The 23970-nt window shown below is 66.2% G+C and carries 24 protein-coding genes; 19 read left to right on the top strand and 5 right to left on the bottom strand.

Annotated elements, in window-relative coordinates:
- Window positions 1-236 precede the first annotated feature (236 nt).
- The 3 genes from EO174_RS07655 (at window position 237) to EO174_RS07645 (ending at window position 2883) form a co-directional block, all read left to right on the top strand.
- Window positions 237-863: a DUF47 family protein gene (locus EO174_RS07655; RefSeq protein ID WP_104532321.1), complete on the top strand. Its 627-nt coding sequence runs from the start codon at window positions 237-239 to the stop codon at window positions 861-863.
- Window positions 864-872: 9 nt separating this feature from the next.
- Window positions 873-2000: an inorganic phosphate transporter gene (locus EO174_RS07650; protein WP_104582878.1), complete on the top strand. Its 1128-nt coding sequence runs from the start codon at window positions 873-875 to the stop codon at window positions 1998-2000.
- Between the two features lie 121 nt (window positions 2001-2121).
- Window positions 2122-2883, top strand: coding sequence for a YdcF family protein (locus EO174_RS07645; RefSeq protein WP_126943502.1), 762 nt, complete (start codon window positions 2122-2124; stop codon window positions 2881-2883).
- Window positions 2884-3140: 257 nt separating this feature from the next.
- Here the strand turns inward: EO174_RS07645 and EO174_RS07635 are convergent, their stop codons facing one another.
- On the bottom strand, window positions 3141-4640 hold the full coding sequence (locus EO174_RS07635; protein WP_126943496.1) for a S10 family peptidase: 1500 nt from the start codon (window positions 4638-4640) through the stop codon (window positions 3141-3143).
- Between the two features lie 375 nt (window positions 4641-5015).
- A complete protein-coding gene (gene parE / locus EO174_RS07630; RefSeq protein WP_104582880.1) occupies window positions 5016-6905 on the bottom strand; it encodes a DNA topoisomerase IV subunit B in 1890 nt (629 codons plus the stop codon).
- 162 nt (window positions 6906-7067) lie between these two features.
- On the opposite strand from parE, the gene EO174_RS07625 reads away from it, so the two are divergent.
- The 8 genes from EO174_RS07625 to truD all read left to right on the top strand — a co-directional run bounded on the left by EO174_RS07625 (window position 7068) and on the right by truD (window position 14901).
- Window positions 7068-7316: a hypothetical protein gene (locus tag EO174_RS07625; RefSeq protein WP_164740123.1), complete on the top strand. Its 249-nt coding sequence runs from the start codon at window positions 7068-7070 to the stop codon at window positions 7314-7316.
- Between the two features lie 176 nt (window positions 7317-7492).
- Window positions 7493-9157, top strand: coding sequence for a CTP synthase (locus EO174_RS07620; RefSeq protein WP_104582881.1), 1665 nt, complete (start codon window positions 7493-7495; stop codon window positions 9155-9157).
- Between the two features lie 204 nt (window positions 9158-9361).
- Window positions 9362-10195 (top strand): 3-deoxy-8-phosphooctulonate synthase, encoded by an 834-nt coding sequence (kdsA, locus tag EO174_RS07615; RefSeq protein ID WP_126943493.1) that lies wholly within the window; start codon window positions 9362-9364, stop codon window positions 10193-10195.
- Window positions 10196-10478: 283 nt separating this feature from the next.
- A complete protein-coding gene (gene eno, locus EO174_RS07610) occupies window positions 10479-11771 on the top strand; it encodes a phosphopyruvate hydratase (protein WP_104582883.1) in 1293 nt (430 codons plus the stop codon).
- Between the two features lie 3 nt (window positions 11772-11774).
- Complete coding sequence (gene ftsB / locus EO174_RS07605; protein ID WP_016904016.1) at window positions 11775-12131, top strand: cell division protein FtsB; 357 nt, start codon at window positions 11775-11777, stop codon at window positions 12129-12131.
- Window positions 12128-12901, top strand: coding sequence for a 2-C-methyl-D-erythritol 4-phosphate cytidylyltransferase (gene ispD / locus EO174_RS07600; RefSeq protein WP_126943490.1), 774 nt, complete (start codon window positions 12128-12130; stop codon window positions 12899-12901). Before ftsB ends, ispD begins: the two co-directional genes overlap by 4 nt.
- 146 nt (window positions 12902-13047) lie before the next feature.
- On the top strand, window positions 13048-13539 hold the full coding sequence (gene ispF, locus EO174_RS07595; protein WP_104582885.1) for a 2-C-methyl-D-erythritol 2,4-cyclodiphosphate synthase: 492 nt from the start codon (window positions 13048-13050) through the stop codon (window positions 13537-13539).
- Between the two features lie 252 nt (window positions 13540-13791).
- Complete coding sequence (gene truD / locus EO174_RS07590) at window positions 13792-14901, top strand: tRNA pseudouridine(13) synthase TruD (RefSeq protein WP_126943487.1); 1110 nt, start codon at window positions 13792-13794, stop codon at window positions 14899-14901.
- Between the two features lie 142 nt (window positions 14902-15043).
- Here the strand turns inward: truD and EO174_RS07585 are convergent, their stop codons facing one another.
- Window positions 15044-15583 (bottom strand): Smr/MutS family protein, encoded by a 540-nt coding sequence (locus tag EO174_RS07585; protein ID WP_164739314.1) that lies wholly within the window; start codon window positions 15581-15583, stop codon window positions 15044-15046.
- A gap of 99 nt (window positions 15584-15682) precedes the next feature.
- Between EO174_RS07585 and surE the strand changes: the two genes are divergently transcribed.
- Genes surE through EO174_RS07565 form a run of 4 tightly spaced genes read left to right on the top strand, consistent with a single transcriptional unit; the run spans window position 15683 to window position 18542 of the window.
- Window positions 15683-16462, top strand: coding sequence for a 5'/3'-nucleotidase SurE (gene surE / locus EO174_RS07580; RefSeq protein ID WP_104582888.1), 780 nt, complete (start codon window positions 15683-15685; stop codon window positions 16460-16462).
- Window positions 16459-17136: a protein-L-isoaspartate(D-aspartate) O-methyltransferase gene (locus tag EO174_RS07575; protein ID WP_104582889.1), complete on the top strand. Its 678-nt coding sequence runs from the start codon at window positions 16459-16461 to the stop codon at window positions 17134-17136. Before surE ends, EO174_RS07575 begins: the two co-directional genes overlap by 4 nt.
- A gap of 18 nt (window positions 17137-17154) precedes the next feature.
- Window positions 17155-17769 carry a YqaA family protein gene (locus EO174_RS07570; protein ID WP_104648524.1) on the top strand — a complete coding sequence of 205 codons (615 nt, stop codon included), beginning with the start codon at window positions 17155-17157 and terminating at the stop codon, window positions 17767-17769.
- Window positions 17766-18542, top strand: a complete 777-nt coding sequence (locus tag EO174_RS07565; protein ID WP_164740122.1) for a peptidoglycan DD-metalloendopeptidase family protein — start codon at window positions 17766-17768, stop codon at window positions 18540-18542. Before EO174_RS07570 ends, EO174_RS07565 begins: the two co-directional genes overlap by 4 nt.
- Window positions 18543-18709: 167 nt before the next feature.
- Here EO174_RS07565 and EO174_RS07560 read toward each other — a convergent pair whose 3' ends face one another.
- Window positions 18710-19090 (bottom strand): Mth938-like domain-containing protein, encoded by a 381-nt coding sequence (locus EO174_RS07560; protein ID WP_104582891.1) that lies wholly within the window; start codon window positions 19088-19090, stop codon window positions 18710-18712.
- A 14-nt stretch (window positions 19091-19104) separates the two neighbouring features.
- Complete coding sequence (gene yhbY / locus EO174_RS07555) at window positions 19105-19410, bottom strand: ribosome assembly RNA-binding protein YhbY (RefSeq protein WP_104582892.1); 306 nt, start codon at window positions 19408-19410, stop codon at window positions 19105-19107.
- A gap of 65 nt (window positions 19411-19475) precedes the next feature.
- On the opposite strand from yhbY, the gene rlmE reads away from it, so the two are divergent.
- The 4 genes from rlmE to miaA all read left to right on the top strand — a co-directional run.
- On the top strand, window positions 19476-20108 hold the full coding sequence (rlmE, locus tag EO174_RS07550) for a 23S rRNA (uridine(2552)-2'-O)-methyltransferase RlmE (RefSeq protein ID WP_104648526.1): 633 nt from the start codon (window positions 19476-19478) through the stop codon (window positions 20106-20108).
- 60 nt (window positions 20109-20168) lie between these two features.
- Entirely contained in the window at window positions 20169-22109 is a 1941-nt protein-coding gene (ftsH, locus tag EO174_RS07545; RefSeq protein WP_164739312.1) for an ATP-dependent zinc metalloprotease FtsH, read from the top strand.
- A gap of 123 nt (window positions 22110-22232) precedes the next feature.
- On the top strand, window positions 22233-23135 hold the full coding sequence (gene folP / locus EO174_RS07540) for a dihydropteroate synthase (RefSeq protein WP_126943481.1): 903 nt from the start codon (window positions 22233-22235) through the stop codon (window positions 23133-23135).
- A partial coding sequence (gene miaA, locus EO174_RS07535) for a tRNA (adenosine(37)-N6)-dimethylallyltransferase MiaA (RefSeq protein ID WP_126943478.1) occupies window positions 23135-23970 on the top strand: 836 nt, incomplete at its 3' end. The genes folP and miaA, both read left to right, overlap by 1 nt.

Raw genomic sequence — 23970 nt, 5'->3', positions numbered from 1 at the left:
GCACTGGGTTGGCCGGCGCGCACAAGGGCGGGGCGGCAACGGGGGAATATAGGGTCGTCTTCCATAGGGTGCACCCGAGGGCGCGGGAGCATGTTAGCAAACCACAGGGTGATTCGAGCCGGGAAATGCCGATGTGAAGGCTACTTGTGGCGCCGAGATATCCAGACAGGTCATGGAACGGTCATAATTCGCGCTTGGCGTCCGTCTCTCCCTCGACGGCAGGAAGTTCTCCACCCATGTTCTCGTTGCAGACCATCTTCGGTTCCGGCAAGCAGTTCTATGCGCTCCTGAACGAAGCGGCGCAGGCCGCCTACGACAGCACCAAGGCCTTGCACGCCATGATGCGCACGTCCGACCGCCAACCCGCGCTGGACGCCTTCAAGCTGGCCCGCCTGCGCGAACGCGCCGCCTCCGACAAGATCGGCCAGGCGCTGGTGGACAGCTTCATGACCCCGATCGAACGCGAGGACATCGAGGCGCTGGGGTCGGCGCTGTACAAGATTCCCAAGCAGGTCGAGAAGTTCGCCGACCGGTACTCGCTGGCCACCAAGCACCTGGAGCACATCGACTTCGCCCCGCGCGCGGCGATGCTGGAACAGGCCGCCGCGGTGGTGGTGGAGATGGTGACCGACCTGCCACACATGAACATCGATCGCATGACCGCGCTCAACGACAAGTTGCGCATGCTGGAAAACGAAGCCGACCGGCTGATGCTCGAGCTGTACCGCGACATCTATTCCGGCCGCCTGGACACGCTGCAGATGTTCCTGCTCAAGGAATTCTTCGAGATCCTGGAAAAGGCCATCGACCGTTGCCGCGAGGCCGGGGTGGTGGTGTACCAGATCGTATTGAAGAACAGCTGAGGTCGCCGCGTGCTTACCCTAGTCCTGGTGGTGATCCTGGCGGCGCTGGTGTTCGAGTTCATCAACGGCTTCCACGACACCGCCAACTCCATCGCCACCGTGGTCGCCACCAAGGTGCTGTCGCCGGGTTGGGCGGTGATGCTGGCCGCCGGCATGAACCTGATCGGGGCGCTCACCGGCACCGCGGTGGCGCTGACGATCGCCTCCGGCCTGCTCAACACCGAGGTGGTCGAGGTCACCCCGCAGGTGATCCTGTGCGCGCTGCTGGGCGGGATCATCTGGAACCTGATCACTTGGTGGAAGGGCCTGCCGTCATCGTCCTCGCACGCCTTGATCGGCGGGCTGTGCGGCGCCGGCCTGGCGGCCGCGCACAACAACTGGAACGCGTTGATCTGGTCGGAAAACATCGGCAACTGGGCCAAGAACAAGGGCCTGTTGTGGAAGGTGTTCGTGCCGATGATCACCTCGCCGATCGCCGGCTTCCTGCTCGGTATCGTGGTGATGCTGCTGCTGTGGGCGATCATCGCCGGCATGGCCAGGCTGGGCGGGCCGATCGGGCGGCTGGCACGTCCGCGCTGGGTCAATGCCTTCTTCGGCAAGGCGCAGATCGCCTCGGCCGCCTACATGGGCTATGCCCACGGCCATAACGACGCGCAGAAGACCATGGGCATCATCGCCATGACCCTGATCGGCGCGCAGTCGGCCGGTGCACTGGACGAGCTGCCGGGCTGGCTGTCGTTCCTGCATCCGGGCACCGGGCTGGCCGCAGGCGCCGGCATTCCGATGTGGATCGTGCTGACCTGTGCGGTGGTGATGGCCGCGGGCACCGCCTCGGGCGGCTGGAAGATCATCAAGACGCTCGGCCACAAGATGGTCAAGCTGCATCCCATCCACGGCTTTGCCGCGGAAACCAGCTCGGCCACCGTGCTCACCGTGGCCGCGCACTTCGGCATGCCGGTGTCGACCACGCACAGCATTTCCACCGCGATCATGGGCGTGGGCTTTGCCAAGAATCCGCGCTCGCTGCGGCTGGGCGTGATCGAGCGCATCGTCTGGGCCTGGATTCTGACCATCCCGGCCGCGGGCGGCGTGGCGTATGTGATCCTGCGCTGCTTCGAGTGGTTCGGCTGGACCTGAGCGATGTCGCGCGATGGTCACCTCGGTCGGCGAGCATGCGCGCCGACTGCAGGGCGTCCGGTTGCAGGGCATCCGGTTCGACCCTGATATCCCAACGCGTCCTGCCTGAGGAAACGCGCCGATGATGCTTGCGCTGGTGTGCGTGCTGTTCCTGCTGTCCTGGTTGATCGGCCGCCGGCGCTGGCTGCGCAGTGCGCGTGCGCTGGCGGCGGCCACGCTGGCCCTGCTGCTGCTGGTGGGCTGCGGCCCGTTGGCGAGCTGGATGCTGCACGGCTTGCAGCAGACCGGCGTCAACGACTTCAACGACTGGCGTGCGCGCAACATGATCGTGCTGCTGGGCGCAGGGACGGTGCGGCCGGATGGCCCCGACGCCACCGCCGAGTCCAACATGTTCGCCTATGGCCGCATCGTCGAATCGGCGCGGCTGTACCGGCAGTGCCGTGCGCACGGCGGCGACTGCAAGATCGAGATCAGTGGCGGCGACGCGCGCGGGCTGGGCCTGTCCGAGGCGGTGGTGTACCGAAAGGTGCTGATCGGGCTCGGGATCGATCAGGCCGACCTGATCATGGAACCGTCCAGCATGAACACCTGGCAGAACGCGCAGTTCAGCCAGCCACTGCTGCGCGCGTACCGCCCCGACCGCGTCGTGCTGGTGTCCTCGGCCACGCATCTGCGGCGCGCCGAACTGTATTTCCGCCATTTCGGTATCGATGCCACGCCGGTACGGTCGGACTGGCTGACCGCGTCCTGGGCGTGGTTGCCGCAGAGCTACAACTTCACCGTGGCCGATGTCGCCCTGCACGAGTATCTGGGCATTGCGCGTTATCGGGTCTACGAGTGGCTGGGGTGGAATGTGCGAGCTGTGGCGCCTGGGGCGTTGTGAATGGGGAATCGGGAGTGAGGAATGGGGAGTCGGGATTCGGGATTCGGGATTCGTAACAGCGGGTGCGCGTTTTGGTTTGTTCGGTTGATTTGAATCTCGACGGCAGCGAGTGGTGTTGAACGTTGACGCGGGCAAGTCACATGTGTGGCGGCCCGAAACCACTATTGGCTTTGCCGGTGGCTTGGCGACGGGTTGGTACGCACGCGCCGTCGGTGTGCTGCATCGCCAGCCGCGTGTGCGGCCGGCGATGGCTGTGCTCAGCGGGTTTCGTACAGCGCCTTGACGTCGTTGCGGAACGCGGCCTGGCTGTCGGGGCGGTTGTAGAACATGTGACCGCCGGGATACTCGCGCACCTGCACGCGCGTGGGGTCGCCCATCGCCGGCATCTGGTCCACCGTCAGCACCGATCCCATGAACGGGCAGGAGAGATCGTTCCAGCCATGTGCGATCAGTACACGCAGCTTGGGGTCGATCGCCACCGATTGACGCAGCTGCGTCACCGCGCCCTTGCGCAGTTCATCGCCCCATTCCCACGCCGTATTGACCTCGTAATTGATCGCCTGATAGCGGGCATCGACTTTCCAGCCGACGATCCGGGTGACGAAGTCCACCATCGCGGTGGTGGTCGGCGCGATGATGCTGTCCAGCAGCGGATCGTTGGCGCGCTGCTCCGGATCGTTGGGGAAGGGGTCGAACGCGGTCACGTTGGAGTCGTAGCGGCTGCCCAGCTCGCCCTTGTCGCGGAACACCTCGCGCAGGTATGCCTGGGTTTCCAGGCGTCCGCCGGAGCGGCGCACATAGGTCGCGTCCAGTCCGGTCATGCGGGCGACCTGTTGCAGCATCGCCTCGGTGGCCTGCGGGTCGGTGCGGCCCTTCATCAGCGCCACCGCATAGTCGCCGCGGGTGTAGTCGATCACCTGGCGCATCGCCGTGTCGCTGAGCTGGCCCTGGCGCTCCAGATGCGCGGCGGCGATCGAGGGCAGCGTCAGCATCCACGCCAGCGGCGAGACATCGCTGTTGTCGTCCAGGGTCGGGTTGAGGTACGGCGACACCAGCACCACGCCGTTCATGGCCACGCCGAGGCGGGTCTGCAGGTACTGGGTGATGCGCGGTCCGCGGAAGCCACCATAGCTTTCGCCGACCAGATACTTGCGCGTCTGCAGGCGGCGATTCTTCAGCAGCCAGTCGTAGATCACGCGCGAGAGATATTCCACGTCGGCCTGCGGGTTGTAGAACTGCTTCTTGGCCTCGTCGTCGCCGATGAGCGCGCGGCTGAAGCCGGTGCCGACCGGGTCGATGAATACCAGGTCGGTGAAGTCCAGCCAGGTGCCCGGATTGTCGCGCAAGGTCGCCGGTGCGGACGCGCTGTCGCCTTCGGCGCCGAAGCCGACCACCTTGGGCCCGATCGCGCCCATGTTCAGATAGACCGACGACGCGCCGGGCCCGCCATTCAATGCAAAGGTCACCGGGCGGTCCTTGCCATCGACCGTGTAGGCGGTGAACACCACTTCGCCGGTGGTCCTGCCCTGCGCGTCGCGCACCGGCAGCGTGCCGACGGTTGCGGTGTAACTCAGCGAGCGCCCGGCCACGCGCGTGCTTTGCCGCACGCTGGCATCGGCCGGCAGTGGCGCGGGTTTGGCCGCAGCCGTATCGGATTTGGTATCGGGTTTTGCATCGGTCTTGTCGGGCGCATCGGCCAGCGCCGTCCCGCTGAGCAGGACGCAGGCCAGCAGGCTGGCGCGGAGAAAAAAGGACATGAGCATCGGACGTTCGGCAGGGGAGCGACGATGCTAGGCCCCCGGTGGCGCCCGATGGATGTGCACAAAGGCACATGTGTCGCGTCGGCCGACGCCGCATGCCTGGCATGGCGCCGTCTGTGCCGCGGCAGGCAGCCGTCTGACCCAGAGGGTGAGGTTTGGGCAGTCTGCTGAAATAGGCATCGACCTAAAAGAAAACCGATGACACTCCCTTCTCCCCGCGGGAGAAGGTGCCCCGCAGGGGCGGATGAGGGTACGGGGGCGCAGCCTCAGGCGGTTACTTACCCGGTGGCTTCGCACCTACCCTCACCCCAACCCCTCTCCCGACGGGAGAGGGGGCTTGACCTTTAGGGCCTTCACTCTTTCCAGAGGTTCTTAAACTTCCAGCGACGCCAGATCGCCCTTGGTCTCTAGCCACTGCTTGCGATCGCCGGCGCGCTTCTTCGCCAGCAGCATGTCCATCAGCGAGCGGGTCTGTTCGCCATCGTCGATGGTCAGCTGCACCAGGCGACGCGTATCCGGATGGATGGTCGATTCGCGCAGCTGCTGCGGGTTCATCTCGCCCAGGCCCTTGAAGCGGGTGACGCTGACCTGGCCCTTGATCTTCTCGCGCGCGATCTTGTCCAGCAGTGTGGTCTTTTCCTCTTCGTCCAGCGCATAGAACACCTGCTTGCCCACGTCCACGCGGAACAGCGGCGGCATCGCCACGAACACATGGCCGGCGGCAACCAGCGCCGGGAAATGCTTGAGGAACAGCGCGGTCAGCAGGGTGGCGATATGCAGGCCGTCCGAGTCCGCATCGGCCAGGATCACCACCTTGCCGTAGCGCAGCCCGGTGATGTCGTCCTTGCCCGGGTCGCAGCCGATCGCGATCGCCAGGTTATGCACTTCCTCGGAGGCCAGCACGCTGCCCGAAGCCACTTCCCAGGTGTTGAGGATCTTGCCGCGCAGCGGCAGGATCGCCTGGAAATCCTTGTCGCGCGCCTGCTTGGCCGAGCCGCCGGCCGAGTCGCCCTCGACCAGGAACAATTCGGTGCGCGACAGGTCCTGGCTGATGCAGTCGGCCAGCTTGCCGGGCAGGGCCGGGCCCTGGGTGACCTTCTTGCGGACGATCTGCTTTTCGGTCTTCAACCGCGCGCTGGCGCGGTCGATGGCGATCTGCGCGATCTTCTCGCCGATCTCCACGTTCTGGTTCAGGTACAGGCTGAAGGCATCGTGCGCGGCGCCTTCGATGAAGCCGGCGGCCTGGCGCGAGGACAGGCGCTCCTTGGTCTGCCCGGAGAACTGCGGGTCGGTCATCTTCAGGCTGAGCACGAAGGTGACCCTGTCCCATACGTCTTCCGGCGCCAGCTTGACCCCGCGCGGCAGCAGGTTGCGGAAGTCGCAGAACTCGCGCAACGCATCGGTCAGGCCCGAACGCAGGCCGTTGACGTGGGTGCCGTGCTGCGCGGTCGGGATCAGGTTGACGTAGCTTTCCTGCACCAGCTCGCCTTCCGGCACCCAGGCCGCGGCCCAGTCGACGATCTCGGTGTCCTTCTTCAGGCTGCCCGCGAACAGGTCGGCCGGCAGCAGCTCGTGGGCGGCCATCTCGCCCTTGAGGTAGTCGCGCAGGCCGTTCTCGAAGTACCAGCTGTCCTGCTCGCCGGTGGCCTCGTCGTGCAGCTTGACGGTCAGGCCGGGGCACAGCACCGCCTTGGCGCGCAGCAGGTGGCGCAGCGCGCGCACGTTGAACTTGGGCGTGTCGAAGTACTTGGGATCGGCCCAGAAGCGCAGCCGCGTGCCGGTATTCTTCTTGCCGACGGTGCCCACCACTTCCAGCTTGGACGCGGCGTGGCCGTCGCGGAACTCCATGCGGTGCTCGCTGCCTTCGCGCTTGATGAACAGCTCGACCTTGGTCGACAGCGCATTGACCACGCTCACGCCCACGCCATGCAGGCCGCCGGAGAAGGTGTAGTTGCGGTTGCTGAACTTGCCGCCGGCATGCAGCCGGGTCAGGATCAGCTCGACACCGGGAATCTTTTCTTCCGGATGCATGTCCACCGGCATACCGCGGCCGTCGTCGGACACCTCGCAGCTGCCATCCTTGTACAGGGTCACTTCGACCTGCCTGGCATGACCGGCCAGCGCCTCGTCGACCGAGTTGTCGATTACTTCCTGCGCCAGGTGGTTCGGGCGCGCAGTGTCGGTATACATGCCAGGGCGGCGTTTGACCGGGTCCAGGCCCGACAGCACTTCAATATCGGCGGCGTTATAACGGGTGTTCATGCATCTCGTTGGCACGTGAAACGACGCGCAAGTGTGGGGGCTGGGCCGATTTTTTGCACGCGACCGACGTTCAGTGCAGGGCGGGGTGCGGCTGGATACCCTGGCGTTGGATTCGGAACCAAACGTCCCCACCTGAGGATGTCACCGAAACCGGAGGACACCATGAAGTTCAAGCACATCCTGATGCTCACCCTCGGTGCTGCCGCAGTGGCCGCGCTTCCTGCCCTGGCCCAGGCGGCCCCGCAGCAGACCGGGCAGGGCACCGGCGCCAGCGCGCAGAAGGCCGACGACGCCAAGGCCAAGACTGAAGCCGAGCGCAAGGCCGAACGCCGTGCCGCCGCCGCGGCGCACAAGCCCAAGGCCGACGCCGCCCCGCGCGAGGAAGAGGAAGAAGAAAAGCCGGCGCGCTGACGCCAGTGCGAGTCGGCGCCACGCCACACAGACGCCCCGGCCTTGGCCGGGGCGTCTGCATTTGCGCTCCAGGCGCAGCGCCGCTTTCGCCGCTGTGACGACATGATCGTCACGCAACCCTTGGGCATTCGCCCGTCACCCGCTAAACTATGGCTTTCCGGGAGGCTCCAAGCCCCATGACCCCCCTGATTTTTGTTACCGGCGGCGTAGTGTCCTCGCTAGGCAAGGGCATTGCCGCCGCTTCGCTTGCCTCCATTCTGGAAGCGCGTGGCCTGAAGGTCACGATGATGAAGCTGGACCCCTACATCAATGTGGACCCGGGCACGATGAGCCCGTTCCAACATGGCGAGGTCTACGTCACCGACGACGGCGCCGAGACCGACCTGGACCTGGGTCACTACGAGCGCTACGTGCGCACGCGGCTGTCGCGCAAGAACTCGGTCACCACCGGCCGCATCTACGAGAACGTGATCCGCAAGGAGCGTCGTGGCGATTACCTGGGCGCCACCGTGCAGGTGATCCCGCATATCACCGACGAGATCCGCCGTTGCATCGACGAGGCCACCGCCGGCTTCGACGTGGCGCTGATCGAGATCGGCGGCACCGTCGGCGATATCGAGTCGCTGCCGTTCCTGGAGGCGATCCGCCAGGTGCGCACCGAGCGGGGCGCCGAAAAGGCCATGTTCATGCACCTCACGCTGGTGCCATACATCGCCGCCGCTGGCGAGCTGAAGACCAAGCCGACCCAGCACTCGGTCAAGGAACTGCGCTCGATCGGTATCCAGCCGGACGTGCTGCTGTGCCGTTCCGAGCAGGCGGTTCCGGATTCGGAGCGCCGCAAGATCGCGTTGTTCACCAACGTCTCCGAGCGCGCGGTGATCAGCTGCCCCGATATCGACGTGCTGTACGGCATGCCGCTGGAACTGCGTCGCCAGGGACTGGACGAGTTGGTCATCGATCAGTTCAAGCTGCGCGACAAGGTGGCTGCGCCCGATCTGTCCGAATGGGCGGCGGTGGTGGATGCGGTCAAGCATCCGCTGGACGAGGTCACCATTGCCGTGGTCGGCAAGTACGTCGACCACCAGGACGCCTACAAGTCGGTGGCCGAAGCGCTGCGTCACGGCGGTCTGCGCCAGCGCACCAAGGTCAACCTGAAGTGGCTGGAAGCGCAGGACCTGGAAGGCAGCGACATGGCGGCGCTGCAGGATATCGACGGCATCCTGGTGCCGGGCGGCTTCGGCGACCGTGGCTTCGAAGGCAAGGTGCTGACCTCCAAATACGCGCGCGAGCACAAGGTGCCGTATTTCGGCATCTGCTACGGCATGCAGGCGGCGGTGGTGGACTATGCCCGCCACGTGGCCGACCTGGACGCAGCCAACAGCACCGAGAACGATCGCCAGTCGCCGCACCCGGTGATCGGCCTGATCACCGAATGGCGCACCGCCACCGGCGAAGTGGAAAAGCGCGACGAGAAATCCGACCTGGGCGGGACCATGCGCCTGGGTCTGCAGGAGCAGCGGCTCAAGCCGGGCACGCTGGCGCGCGAGGTGTACGGCAAGGACGTGGTCGCCGAACGCCATCGCCACCGCTACGAGTTCAACAACCGCTACCGCACCCAGCTGGAAGACGCCGGCCTGGTGATCTCCGGCAAGTCGATGGACGACACGCTGGTGGAGATGGTGGAGCTGCCGCGCGAAACGCACCCGTGGTTCCTGGCCTGCCAGGCGCATCCGGAATTCCTCTCTACCCCGCGCGACGGGCATCCGCTGTTCATCGGCTTCGTGCGCGCCGCGCGCGAGAAGAAGGCGGGTGGAAAACTGCTGAAGGAAGCGCGTGCGTGAGCCGCTTGTTCTCCCTGCGGGAGACGCGGGCGCGCCGTGCCGAATGAGTGGGTGCCGCAACGCACTGGAAGATGGCAGCCATGGCGAACGCGTCGCCATGCGCCGGCCTGGGCAAGCCATCGGGCTTCACCAGCGCGTTGCAATCGCCCCCTCATTCCAACCCCTCTCCCGACGGGAGAGGGGCTCAATCAATAAGGTGACCTGATGAAACTCTGTGACTTCGACGTCGGCCTGGATCAGCCGTTGTTCCTGATTGCCGGCCCCTGCGTGATCGAGTCGATGCAGCTGCAGCTCGACGTGGCCGGCAAGCTCAAGGAGATCACCGGCAAGCTGGGGATCAACTTCATCTTCAAGTCGAGCTTCGACAAGGCCAACCGCACCTCCGGCACCAGCTTCCGCGGCCCGGGCCTGGAAGAAGGCCTGAAGGTGCTGGAAGCGGTGAAAAGGCAGATCGGCGTGCCGGTGCTGACCGATGTGCACGAATACACCCCGATGAACGAGGTCGCCGCCGTCGTCGACGTGCTGCAGACCCCGGCCTTCCTGGTGCGCCAGACCGATTTCATCAAGAACGTCTGTGCCGCCGGCAAGCCGGTCAACATCAAGAAGGGCCAGTTCCTGTCGCCATGGGACATGAAGCCGGTGGTGGACAAGGCCAAGTCGACCGGCAACGAACAGATCATGGTCTGCGAACGTGGTGCCTCGTTTGGCTACAACAATCTGGTCAGCGACATGCGCTCGCTGAGCGTGATGCGCGATACCGGTTGCCCGGTGGTGTTCGATGCCACCCATTCGGTGCAGCTGCCGGGCGGGCAGGGCAGCAGTTCCGGCGGCCAGCGCGAATTCGTGCCGGTGCTGGCGCGCGCCGCGGTGGCGGTGGGCATTTCCGGCCTGTTTGCCGAAACCCATCCGGACCCGTCCAAGGCCTTGTCGGACGGCCCCAACGCCTGGCCGCTGGACAAGATGGAAGCCCTGCTGGAGACACTGCTGGCGCTGGACACCATCACCAAGCGCCACGGCTTTCTCGAACAAGGCGTCTGATCAGGCAATGCGGTGGCGCGCGCGGCCGCTGCTGCGTGGTCCGTTAGCGCCGCGGATGCGGATGTGGTGCCGGTGTTCGCACAGCGGTGCGGCGCGTGGCAGCTGCAGCTGACACCGCTGCACTGCGCAGTCCGTACTGCCGCCCACCTGCTGCTCCGGCGTCCTGACGTGTCGCCATCGCGGCGGCCGCTTGATCTCGCCATTTGGCAAGCCGCAGTCCTGCGGCGATAATCCGGCAGCTTGTTTCCGGTGTCCTTCCCCCTTACTGGTAACCGATCGACCTATGACCACTATCGCCAAGATCCTCGCCCGCGAAATCCTCGACTCCCGCGGCAATCCCACGCTGGAGGCCGAAGTCACGCTGGACGACGGCTCGTTCGGCCGCGCCGCCGTGCCCTCGGGCGCCTCGACCGGCACCAAGGAAGCGGTGGAACTGCGCGATGGCGACAAGACCCGCTACCTGGGCAAGGGCGTGCTGCACGCGGTGCAGAACGTCAACGGCACCATCGCCGAGACGCTGAAGGGCTTCGATGCCGCCGACCAGCAGGGCCTGGACCGCCGCCTGATCGATCTGGACGGCACCGAGAACAAGGGCCGCCTGGGCGCGAATGCGCTGCTGGGTGTTTCGCTGGCCGCCGCGCATGCCGTGGCAGCCTCGCGCAAGCAGCCGTTGTGGCAGTACCTGTCCACCATCACCGAATCGGACGTGGCGCTGCCGGTGCCGATGATGAACATCATCAACGGCGGCGCGCATGCCGACAACAACGTCGACTTCCAGGAGTTCATGGTGCTGCCGGTCGGTTGCAGCTCGTTCTCCGAAGCGCTGCGTGCCGGTACCGAGATCTTCCACGCGCTCAAGTCGGTGCTCAAGGGCCACGGCCTGAGCACGGCAGTCGGCGACGAAGGCGGCTTTGCGCCGGACTTCCGCAGCAATGTCGAAGCGCTGGACACCATTCTCGAGGCGATCGGCAAGGCCGGCTACACCGCGGGCGAAGACGTGCTGCTGGGCCTGGACGTGGCTTCCAGCGAGTTCTACGACAACGGCAAGTACAACCTGGTCGGCGAGAACAAGCGCCTGACCAGCGAGCAGTTCGTCGACTTCCTGGCCGACTGGGTCGCGCAGTATCCGATCATCAGCATCGAGGACGGCCTGGCCGAGGACGACTGGGCCGGCTGGAAGCTGCTCACCGACCGCGTCGGCAAGAAGGTGCAGCTGGTCGGCGACGACCTGTTCGTCACCAACCCGAAGATCTTCAAGCAGGGCATCGACTCGGGCACCGCCAATGCGATCCTGATCAAGGTCAACCAGATCGGCACGCTGACCGAGACGCTGGAGGCCATCGCGATGGCGCACGCGGCCAACTATGCCTCGATCGTCTCGCACCGTTCGGGCGAAACCGAAGACACCACCATCGCCGACATCGCCGTGGCCACCACCGCCACCCAGATCAAGACCGGCTCGCTGTGCCGCAGCGATCGCGTCGCCAAGTACAACCAGTTGCTGCGCATCGAGCAGGCGCTGGGCTCCGGCGCACGCTACGCCGGCCGCGACGCGTTCGTTTCGATCAAGCGATAAGCCGTGCGCAACTGGCGCTGGCTACTGCTGGTGCTGGCGGTGCTGCTGGCTTGGCTGCAGTACCGCTTCTGGTTCGGGCCTGGGAATTCCGGCGAAGTCATGATGCTGGAAGCTCAGGTCGCGCATCAGACACAGGACAACGAAGGTCTGCGCCAACGCAACCAGGCGTTGGCAGCAGAGGTGAAGGATTTGAAGGACGGCGAGGCGGCAATCGAGGAACGCGCGCGCAGCGAGCTGGGCATGATCAAGCCGGGCGAGACGTTCTATCGCGTGGTCGAGGATGCACCGCCGCTGCCGCCCGCGGTGGCCGCGCCGTCGGCCGCACCCGTCGAGCCCGACGCGCCGGCGGAACAGCCATGACCGGTTCGATCTGGGCGATCGTGCCGGCCGCCGGGCGCGGCACGCGCTTTGGCGGGCAGACCCCCAAACAATATCTGCCCGCCGCCGGGCAACCGCTGATGGCCTACACGCTGGCGGCGCTTGCCGCGCATCCGGTGGTGGCCGGCATCGTGGTGGCCATCGCGCCCGACGATGCGGATTGGCCGGGCTGGACGTCGGTGCAGGCCAAGCCGGTGCTGACCTGCGTCGGCGGCGGGACACGTGCGGCATCGGTGCTGGCCGGATTGCTGGCCTTGCCCGAGAGCGTGCGCGCCGATGACTTTGTGCTGGTGCACGACGCCGCGCGGCCCAATCTCGGCCTGGCCGACCTGGAGCGCCTGCTGGAAATCGGCCGCGGCGATCCGGTCGGCGCGATCCTGGCTGCACCGGTGCGCGACACCCTCAAGCGTGCCGGCGACGATGGCGGCATCGATGCCACCGAACCGCGCGAGCGGCTGTGGCGCGCGCTGACCCCGCAGCTGTTTCGTCGCCATCAACTGATCCGCGGCCTGACCGAAGCGTCGGCCGCCGGCGTGGACGTGACCGACGAGGCGATGGCGATGGAGCGGCTGGGATTGCGCCCGTTGCTGGTGGAAGGTGCCGAAGACAACTTCAAGGTGACCACGCCAACGGATCTGGCGCGCTTTGAATTCGAGCTCGCGCGTCGCGGCGTGGCGGTGGACGCCGAATTGGTGGCCACACGCAACGATGCGGTGGTTGCCGATGCCAATCACGACCTCAACACGCGTTAGGGCGGCTGTCGAACGATTGCGAGGCCGGTTTGCGGAACCGGCCGTGTAGGCCACTCGTACACTGCGGTCTGTTTGCAGCGTCCATGCCGACCTAAACGACTGCTTGCTCCCTGTTGTTGGGCACTCTCACTCACCACGGATTTTCCATGTCTTTCAATTTTCGAATCGGTCAGGGCTACGACGTGCATGCGTTCGGCGCGGGCGACCACGTGATGCTGGGCGGCGTGCGCGTCGCGCACAGCCATGGCGTGCTTGCGCACAGCGATGGCGACGTGGTGCTGCATGCGCTGTGCGATGCAATGCTGGGTGCGCTGGCGCTGGGCGATATCGGGCAGCACTTTCCGCCGTCCGATGCGCGCTGGAAGGATGCCGACAGCGCGCAGTTCCTGCAGCATTGCGATCATTTGCTGCGTGAGCGTGGCTGGCGTGTCGGCAATGCGGATGTCACCGTGATCTGCGAGCGTCCCAAGATCGGCCCGCATGCGCTGGCCATGCGCGAACGCATTGCCGGCCTGCTGGCGATCGAGCTCGATGCGGTCAGCGTCAAGGCCACTACCAGCGAAAAACTCGGCTTCACCGGCCGCAGCGAGGGCATTGCGGCGCAGGCGGCGGTATTGCTTGGCAAGATCGCTGCATAACCGCAGCCGGCAAGGCCGGTGCCCACCGCCGGCCGGGCACGGAGGGTGCCTGGCGATGGGGCAGCACAGCGCTCATCACGCATGCCCTGCATGCACCGTCCACACGCATCTGACCACTGCCGGCCAGGTTTCTAGCCGTTCCACATCGCGGTTGCCCGCGCCGGGCTCATCTTGGCGTTGCAACGCGACATCACCGCGCCGAGGCATTCGGCATACAGCGCACGACCTGTCGGCGCGAAGGTAAATCACAGCATGAGCGACACCTCTGTTCTGCCACGTGCGCATGGCGCTGCGGTCCTTGGCGCGGCAATGCGCAGCACGCCCGACGATTTTCAGGTCGACGAGCTGCCGGCTTTCGAGCCCTCCGGTGAGGGCGAACACCTGTTGCTCACCATCCGCAAGCGTGGGCAGAACACCGCCCATATCGCGAAGAAACTCGCGCACTGGGCCGGGATCGCCGAGATGGGCGTCAGCTACGCCGGCCTGAAGGACCGCCATGCGGTGACCACGCAGCGCTTCAGCGTGCATCTGCCCAAGCGCATCGCGCCGGAGCTCGCCACGCTCGATGACGACGAGATGCAGGTCATCGACAGCACCTGGCACAACCGCAAGCTGCAACGCGGCGCACTGCTGGGCAATCGTTTCGTGTTGACGTTGCGCCAGGTGGAAGGCGAGCGCGCTGCGATCGATCAACGCCTGCAGGCGATCGCCGCGCGCGGTATTCCGAACTGGTTTGGCGAACAGCGTTTCGGTCGCGATGGGGGCAACGTGGCCTCCGCGCTGGCGATGTTCGGCTACCAGTCCAATGCTGACGGCACGTTGTCAGCGGCGCCGGCATCCAGGCGGCGGCTGCGCAACGATCAGCGCTCGATGCTGCTGTCGGCGGCGCGCTCGGCGTTGTTCAATCGAGTGCTCAGCGCACGCGTGGGGCAGGGCACCTGGGACACCGCACTGGAGGGCGAGGCGTGGATGCTGGACGGCTCGCGCAGCGTATTCGGCCCCGAGCCGTTCAGCGAGGAACTGGCAGAGCGCCTGGCGCGCTTCGATATCCATCCCAGCGGGCCGTTGTGGGGTGCCGGCGAGCTGCGTTCAACCGGCCAGGCCGCGGCGGTGGAGCAGGGCGCCTTGTCCGATCCGCAATCCGACGCGCTGCGCCGCGGCCTGGAAGCAGCGGGCCTGAAGCAGGAGCGCCGCGCACTGCGCCTGCGTCCGCAACAGCTGGAGTTCCGCTGGCTGGATGCACACAGCCTGGAGCTCGAATTCGCACTGCCGCCCGGTTGCTACGCCACCGCGGTGCTGTGGGAGCTCGGCGAGGTCAGTGACGCCGGCCGTCTCAACACCGGCCCGCGTTCCGACGCCTAGGCCTGCCCGGTGGTCGTCAGCCACCCGGCAAACACGCCACCCCGTAGGAGCGGACCCGGCCGCGACGGGCTTTCCCGATAGCCCGTCCGTCGCACAAGCGCATGCCTGCAATCCACATCGGCGACCCACCACCCGATCGGCCCTAACGCCGTGCCAGCAACACCAGCAACGCCCCGGTGCCACCTTGCGTGGCCGGCGCCGAATGAAACGCCAGCACGTCATTGCGTTGACGCAGCAGGCGATCCATCAGGTTCTTCAACACCGGCGCACCGTTGTCCGACTGCAGCCCCTTGCCGTGGATGATGCGCACGCAGCCATGGTCGTGCGCATGTGCCTCCAGCAGGAACTGCCGCAGCAGGGATTCGGCCTGCGTGGCGGTGGCGCCATGCAGATCCAGCTCGTCCTGGATCGAGAACTGCCCGCGCTTGAGCCGTTGAAACAATCGGGTGGGAAGATTCTCGCGTCGGTAACTGGCGGTATCTCCGGCTTCCAGTGGCGCGCTGTCGCGCAGCAGGCGTGCGAATTCGGTGTGCGCTTCGGCGTCGTCGCGCTCGGCCATGCGCGCGCGCGGCTTGGGGCGCGGCTTGGCATTGGCCGGTGGGGCGACCTCGCGAATCGGCTTGACCGCGCCGATCGCTGCGCGGAACAGCGCGCCGTCGTCTTCGTCTTCTGGATGCGACATGGTCACAGCGTAACGTGCCCAACCTCAGGTGCAAGCGAAGATCAAGCGCGAAGGGCGCGGACGCATCCGGTATCATGGCCCGGTTTTCCGAGGAGTCCCATGCGCGTACTGGTTAGCAACGACGACGGTGTCGACGCCCCCGGCATCCAGATTTTGGCCGAGGCGCTGCGCCATGCCGGTCATGAAGTGATGGTGGTCGCGCCCGACCGCGACCGCTCCGGCGCCAGCAATTCGCTGACGCTGGATGTGCCGATCCGCACCCGCCGCATCGACGCGCAGACCTGCGCGGTGGCCGGCACGCCGACCGACTGCGTGCATCTGGCGCTGACCGGCATGCTCGATTACGAGCCGGATATCGTGGTGTCCGGCATCAACAACTCGGCCAATCTCGGCGATGACGTGATCTATTCGGGCACCGTGTCCGCCGCGATGGAAGGCCGCTTCCTCGGCCTGCCGGCGGTGGCGGTGTCGCTGGTGACGCACAACCATGAGGCGCACAACTACCAGAGCGCCGCACGCGCGGCGGTGGAGATCGTGGCGCGGCTGAAGGCCGACCCGTTGCCCGCCAACACCATCCTCAACGTCAACGTGCCGGATCTGGCCTGGTCGGATGTGCTCGGTTTCGAGGTCACCCGGCTCGGCAACCGCCATCGTTCCGAGCCCTGCGTGCCGCAGCGCGATCCGCGCGGCCGCACCGTGTACTGGATCGGCCCGGCCGGGCCGGAGCAGGATGCCGGCCCCGGCACTGACTTCCACGCGGTGCGTACCGGGCATATCTCGATCACCCCGATCCATGTCGACCTGACCCGCTATCAGGCGTTGGAGACGGTGGCCGGCTGGGTGGGCGGGTTGACCGCCGCGCTGGATACCCCGGCATGACGCCCAGGCTACGCCTGCAACCGGAATCGGTCGGGATCGGCATGACCTCGCAACGCGTGCGCGACCGGCTGGTCGAGCGCCTGCGCGAGGCCGGCATCCAGGACGAAGCCACGCTCAACGCGATGCGCACGGTGCCGCGCCATCTGTTCATCGACGAAGCGCTGGCCTCGCGCGCCTACGAAGACACCGCCCTGCCGATCGGCCATGGCCAGACCATCTCGCAGCCCTGGGTGGTCGCGCGGATGACCGAGGCGGTGCTGCAGGTCGGCCCGACCAGGGTGCTCGAAGTGGGCACCGGCTCCGGCTACCAGGGCGCGATCCTGGCCGCGCTGGGGCTGGAGGTGTACACGGTCGAGCGCATCGGCGACCTGCTACGGCAGGCGCGCAAGCGCTTCCGGCATCTGGGCATGAATGTGCGCAGCAAGCACGACGACGGCCGCATTGGTTGGCCTGAACACGGCCCCTACGATGCCATCGTGGTCACCGCCGCCGCCCCGGCACTGGTCGATGCGCTGGTCGATCAGCTGGCGGTCGGCGGACGGCTGGTCGCCCCGGTCGGTGGCGCCTCGTCGCAGTCGCTGGTGCAGCTCACGCGCGCTGCCGACGGCGCGATCGAACAGCAGGTTCTGGCGCCGGTCACGTTCGTCCCGCTGTTGTCGGGCATGCTGGATTGAATCCATGAGAGTTCCTCGATGAAGATCTTCGGGCCGTTGTACGACGTGGCCATTCGTTGGTCGCGCAATCGCCGCGCTCCGGCGCTGCTGACCGGCCTCAGTTTCGTGGAGGGCTTCATCTTCCCGGTGCCGCCGGAGGTGATGCTGGCGCCGATGTCGCTGGCCGAACCCAGGCGCGCGTTGTGGTTCGCCACCTTGAGCCTGCTCGGCTCGGTCTGCGGCGCGCTGGTCGGCTATCTGCTGGGCCATTTCGCCTTTGCCGCATTGTCGCCGCTGATCGAATGGCTGGGCTGGAGCGCGAAGATCCAGGCGCAGATCGAAACCCTGCGCACGCTGGTCGCCGATTCGCCGTGGAAGGCCTTCTGGGCGCTGGTGCTGGTGGGCTTCACCCCGATTCCGCTGAAGATCTTTACCTGGGCCTCGGGCGTGGTCGGCGTGCCGATCCTGCCCTTCATCGCCAGCATGCTGGTGGGGCGGGGCAAGCGCGTGTACCTGGTGGCCGGCGCGATCCGGCTGGGTGGAGCGCGTGCCGAAGCCGCGTTGCATCGCTGGATCGAGCCGCTGGGCTGGGTGGCCATGGCCGTGCTGGCAGTGGGAGCAGGGTGGCTGGCGTGGAAGACAACCAACGGATGAGCAAGTTGCAGATGAATTCGGTATGTAAGACAGCAGTCCTGCTCGCAGTGGCCACCGGGCTGGCCGCCTGCAGCAGCGCCACGGTGGTGCGTTCGCCCGGAGCCGGCGGCGGTTCGGCGTCTGCACGTCCGTCAGCGGCGCCACGTCCGTCGGTGCCGCGCCCGGGCGCGACCGTCACCGTCCAGCGCGGCGACACGCTGTACGCCATCTCGCGCCGCACCAACATCACCGCGCCTGATCTGGCGGCCTGGAATGGCCTGTCCTCGCCGAACACCATCTATCCCGGCCAGACCCTCAAGCTCTACCCGCCCGGGGCCAGCAAGCCTGGCGGCAGCACCTCCACTGCCGGCACGGTGGTTCCGCCGCGCCCGAGTGCCCCGGTCGCAGCGCCGGTCAGCAGTGGATTTCCGTGGCGCTGGCCGGCCGATGGCGTGGTGGTCGGCACCTTCGTCACCGGCGAAACCACCAAACAGGGCGTGGACATCGCCGGCGCCAGCGGGCAGGCAGTGCGCGCCGCCGCCGATGGCGTGGTGGTGTACTCCGGCGCCGGCCTGGTCGGCTACGGCGAGCTGATCATCATCAAGCACAACGACCAGTGGCTGTCCGCCTACGGGCACAACCGCAAGCGCCTGCTCAACGAAGGCCAGAGCGTCAAGGCCGGCCAGCAGATCGCCGAGATGGGCCGCAGCGGCGCTGCCCGCGACATGCTGCACTTCGAGATCCGCTACAACGGCAAGCCGGTGGATCCGCTGTTGTATCTGCCTAGGAAGTGATTGGGGATTCGGGATTTGGGATTCGCAACGGCAACGGCGCTGGGCTGATGGTGCCGCGTGGAAGGTGCGTTCTACCGGCCTGAGCTCGCTTGAGGTGTCGCTGCTGCTGCTGGCATGAGAGCGATATCTGCTCCAGCCCGCAGTTGCGAATCCCCAATCCCTAATCCCTAATCCCGGCCTTCCAGAATCATTGCCAGCGCCACCCGGCGGCCTTCGCTGGCCAGCACGTTGTAGGTGCGTGCGGCGGCCGCATTGGTCATCGCTTCCAGGCCGATGCCGCGGGTCAGGCAGGCTGCCAGCACGTCCGTCTTCGGAAACTGCTGCCGCTCGCCGGTGCCGAGCAGGATCACCGCCGGGGCAAGTGCCAGCACCGCGTCCATATGCGCGACCTGGAGCTGCGCCAGGCCGGGCACCGGCCAGCCTTCCACCAGCTCGTCGGGCATCAGGATGAAGCTGCGCTGCAGAATCTGGTCGTTCACCTTGGCATGGCGGCCATCGGCCGCGCGCAGCGCATAGGTGTAGTCGGGGTGTTCCTGGCTTAAAGGCATGGCGAACTCGTCTGTCAGCCGCGCGGCAGCACGATCTGACGCTTTTCCTTGCTGGGGCGGTACAGGATGGCGACATGGCCGATCCGCTGCACCAGCGCGCTGCCGGTGTGCTGGGTCAGTTCGGCGATCATGGCGTCACGGGCCTCGCGATCCTCCGATGTCACCTTCACCTTGATCAGTTCGTGGCGCTCGAGCACTTCCTCGAGTTCGGCCAGAAATGCCGGCGTGACCCCTTTGCCCCCGGTCTGCAGCAGTGCCTTGAGATCGTGGGCCTGGCCGCGCAGGAAACGGTTCTGGGCGGAGGTGAGAACAATGGACATGCAGGATCAAAGGGAAGCAAAGGGTGTTCAGGGTATCATGGCGACCCGTTCAGACCCCTTTGCCGATGCCTTCCCGTAGTAAAAGCAGCCAGCGCTGGCTCAAGGAACACTTCGCCGATCCGTTCGTCAAGAAGGCGCAGGCCGAAGGCATGCGCTCGCGCGCGGCCTACAAGCTGGAAGAACTGCTCCAGCGCGACCGTCTGCTCAAGCCGGGCATGGTGGTGGTCGACCTGGGCGCGGCGCCGGGCGGCTGGTCGCAGCAGGTACGCAAGTCCATGGGCGACAGCGGCCGGGTGGTGGCGCTGGATATCCTGGAGATGCCGCCGCTGGCCGGGGTGGAGTTCCTTCACGGCGACTTCAGGGAGCAAACCGTCCTATCGGAATTCGAGGCGATGCTGGGCGATGTGCCGGTGGACCTTGTGCTGTCCGATATGGCCCCCAATAAGAGTGGCATGGACGCGGTCGACCAACCGCGGATGATGCACCTGGCGGAACTGGCGATGGAATTCGCCGATATCCACCTCAAACCGGGCGGGGCGTTCCTGATCAAGTTGTTCCAGGGCGTCGGGTCCGACGACTACATTCGTGAGCTTCGCCGCCGCTATGACAAGGTGACGATTCGCAAACCGGCGGCCTCGCGCAAGCGCTCCCCGGAAGTTTATGCGCTCGGTCAGGGCAAGCGTGCCCAGATCAAGTAAGCTGCCAATGACCACCGTGTTTCAAGAATTGAAGAGTAGAGGGCACCGGAGCCAATGAGGATGAACGACTTGACCAAGAATCTGCTGTTGTGGGTGGTCGTCGCGGTTGTGCTGATGGTCGTCTTCCAGAGCTTCTCGCCGCGGATGGCGGGCGGTGTCGGCCCCGACGCGATTACCTACACCCAGTTCCTGAAGGAAGTGGATGCCGGGCGCGTCAAATCGGTGGACTACACAGACGAGACCAATCTGGCGGTCAACGCGATCCGCTTCAAGCGCACCGACGGCAGCGAAGCCACCGTGTACGGGCCGCGCGACGACAAGCTGGTCGACGTGCTGTACAGCAAGAACATCGAAATGACCCGCCAGAAGCCCTCCACCGGGCCGGGTTTCTGGTCGTTGGTGCTCAATTTCCTGCCGGTCATCCTGATCATCGGCTTCTGGCTGTTCATCATGCGCCAGATGCAGGGCGGTGGTGGCGGTGCCAAGGGCGCGATGAGCTTCGGCAAGTCGCGCGCCAAGCTGCAGGGCGAGGACCAGGTCAAGATTACCTTTGCCGACGTTGCCGGTTGCGACGAGGCCAAGGAAGAAGTCAGCGAGCTGGTCGACTTCCTGCGCGACCCGACCAAGTTCACCAAGCTGGGCGGCAAGATTCCGCGCGGCGTGCTGATGGTCGGCCCGCCGGGTACCGGCAAGACGTTGCTCGCCAAGGCGATTGCTGGCGAGGCCAAGGTGCCGTTCTTCAGCATCTCCGGTTCCGACTTCGTCGAGATGTTCGTGGGCGTTGGCGCCAGCCGCGTGCGCGACATGTTCGAGCAGGCCAAGAAGCATGCGCCCTGCATCATCTTCATCGATGAAATCGATGCCGTTGGCCGTCACCGCGGCGCTGGTCTGGGCGGTGGACACGACGAGCGCGAGCAGACTCTGAACCAGTTGCTGGTCGAGATGGACGGTTTCGAGGGCGGCGAGGGTGTGATCGTGATCGCTGCGACCAACCGCCCCGACGTGCTGGATCCTGCGCTGCTGCGTCCGGGCCGTTTCGATCGCCAGGTCGTGGTCGGCCTGCCGGACGTCAAGGGGCGCGAACAGATCCTGCGGGTGCACATGCGCAAGCTGCCGTTGGCCGACGACGTGGTGCCGATGGTCATCGCACGCGGTACGCCGGGCTTCTCCGGTGCCGACCTGGCCAACCTGTGTAACGAGGCAGCGTTGTTTGCCGCGCGCGGCAGCGAGAAGGAAGTCCGCATGGACCACTTCGACCGTGCCCGCGACAAGATCCTGATGGGTGCCGAGCGCCGCTCGATGGCCATGAGCGAAGACGAAAAGACGCTCACCGCCTACCACGAGGCAGGCCATGCAATCGTCGGCCGTCTGGTGCCCGAGCATGACCCGGTCTACAAGGTCACGATCATTCCGCGCGGTCGCGCCCTGGGCGTGACGATGTATTTGCCGGAAGGTGATCGTTACTCGATGAACCGCGTAGCGATCGAGTCGCAGCTGTGCTCGCTGTACGGCGGCCGCGTGGCCGAGGAGCTGATCTTCGGCGGCGACAAGGTCACCACCGGTGCGTCCAACGACATCGAGCGTGCGACCAAGATGGCGCGCAACATGGTCACCAAGTGGGGCCTGTCCGACGAGCTGGGCCCAGTGGCCTACGGTGAGGAGGAAGACGAGGTGTTCCTGGGTCGTTCGGTGACCCAGCACAAGAACGTCTCCGACGAAACCGCGCGCATGATCGACGAAGTGGTGCGCTCGATCCTGGACAAGGCCTATAGCAAGACCAAGGCCATCCTCACCGAGAACCTGGACAAGCTGCACGCGATGTCGCAGCTGCTGTTGCAGTACGAGACCATCGACGTGCCGCAGATCGACGCCATCATGGAAGGCCGCGAGCCGCCGCCGCCGGCCGGCTGGGGCAAGTCCGACAAGGACGGCGGCAACAACAACGACAAGGGCAGCCCGCGTCCGTTGGCGCCGATTGCCGGGCCAGCCGAGCAGCTGTAACGCCCGCATCGGTCAGCTGCAGAAGCATTCATCAAGGCCGGGAAGCGATTCCCGGCCTTGATGCGTTATACGGCCACATCGCCGACCACGCCCTACCGCAACCCCTCCAAGGAGACACCACCGATGTTCGACACCGCCCTCAAGCTGGATTGCGCCGGTCGCGAACTGCGACTGGACGCGCCGCAGGTGATGGGGATCGTCAACGTCACCCCGGATTCGTTTTCCGATGGCGGCCAGCACGCCAGTTGCGAGGCTGCCATCGCGCATGGCCTGCGCCTGGTCGAGCAGGGCGCTGCGCTGCTGGATATTGGCGGCGAATCCACCCGTCCGGGGGCAACCCCGGTATCGCTGGACGAAGAGCTGCAGCGCGTGATCCCGGTGATCCAGGCATTGGTGCAGCACACCGGCGTGCCGATCAGTGTGGATACCTTCAAGCCGGAGGTGATGCGCGCGGCGGTCGCGGCCGGCGCCGGCATGATCAACGACGTGCACGCGCTGCGCTCGCCCGGCGCATTGGATGCCGCGGCCGAACTGCGGGTGCCGGTGGTGTTGATGCATGCACGCAGCGCACCCCATGCGATGCAGGACGCGCCGCATTACGACGACGTGGTGGCCGAGGTGCATCGCTTCCTGGCCGAGCGCATCTTCGCGGCGGAAATGGCCGGTATCGACAAGCGCCGGTTGATCCTCGACCCGGGATTCGGGTTCGACAAGACCACCACGCACAATCTCACCGTGCTGGCGCAGTTGCAGCGCCTGCAGGAGTTCGGCCTGCCGATCCTGGCCGGGCTGTCGCGCAAGCGCAGCATCGGTGAACTGACCGGGCGCCAGGTCGCCGCAGAACGCGTCTACGGCTCGGTCGCCGCGCACCTGATCGCCGCCCAGCATGGTGCGATGGTGCTGCGCGTGCACGATGTGGCCGCTACCGTGGATGCCTTGAAGGTGTGGAGCGCAATGGCGGCGATCCCGCTGCCACGCGTGAGCGCGCCTGCGGCACCGAGCATTCGCTGGCCGGACGAGGACTGATGCCGGCCGACCGACGCCCGCTGGCAATTGCATTGATGGGGCCGACCGCCAGCGGCAAGACCGCGCTGGCACTGGAGGCAGCGCAGCGCTGGAACGGCGAGATCGTCAGTGTCGATTCGGCGCTGGTGTATCGCGGCCTGGACGTCGGCGCGGCCAAGCCGGATGCCGCGATGCGCGCGGCGGTGCCACACCATCTGATCGACCTGCGCGATCCCTGGCAGATCTATTCGGCGGCGGAATTCGCCAGCGATGCGCGGCAGGCGATCGGGCAGATCGTGGCGCGCGGCAAGCTGCCGATTCTCGCCGGCGGCACCGGGCTCTACTTCCGCGCCGTGCTGGAAGGGCTGTCGCAGTTGCCCGAGGCCGATCCGGCGGTACGCTCGGCCATCGCAGCCGAAGCCGAACAGCTCGGTTGGGCCAGGCTGCATGCGCAGCTGGCGGACGTGGACCCGATCGCCGCTGCCCGCATCCATATCACCGATCCGCAGCGGATCCAGCGCGCCCTGGAGGTCTATCGCATCAGCGGCAAGCCGATCAGTTACTGGCAGGCGCTGCCGCCGGGGCCACGTCTGCCGGTGCGGGTGCTGAAGGTCGTACTGGCACCGCGCGAGCGCGCAGTGCTGCATGCGCGCATCGAACGACGCCTGGACATGATGCTGGCACAGGATTTCCTGGCCGAAGTGGAACGTCTCCGAGCACTGCCGCAACTGCGCGCGGTGGGGTATCGCCAGGCCTGGGAGTATCTGGATGGGGCCGGTAGCCTGGCTGAGTTCCGCGACAGGGCGGTGCAGGCCACCCGCCAACTGGCCAAGCGGCAACTCACCTGGCTGCGTGG

The sequence above is a fragment of the Xanthomonas sp. BRIP62418 genome (genome assembly GCF_003993495.1).
GTDB lineage: Bacteria > Pseudomonadota > Gammaproteobacteria > Xanthomonadales > Xanthomonadaceae > Xanthomonas > Xanthomonas euroxanthea.
This window is presented reverse-complemented; position numbering and strand designations above follow the sequence as displayed.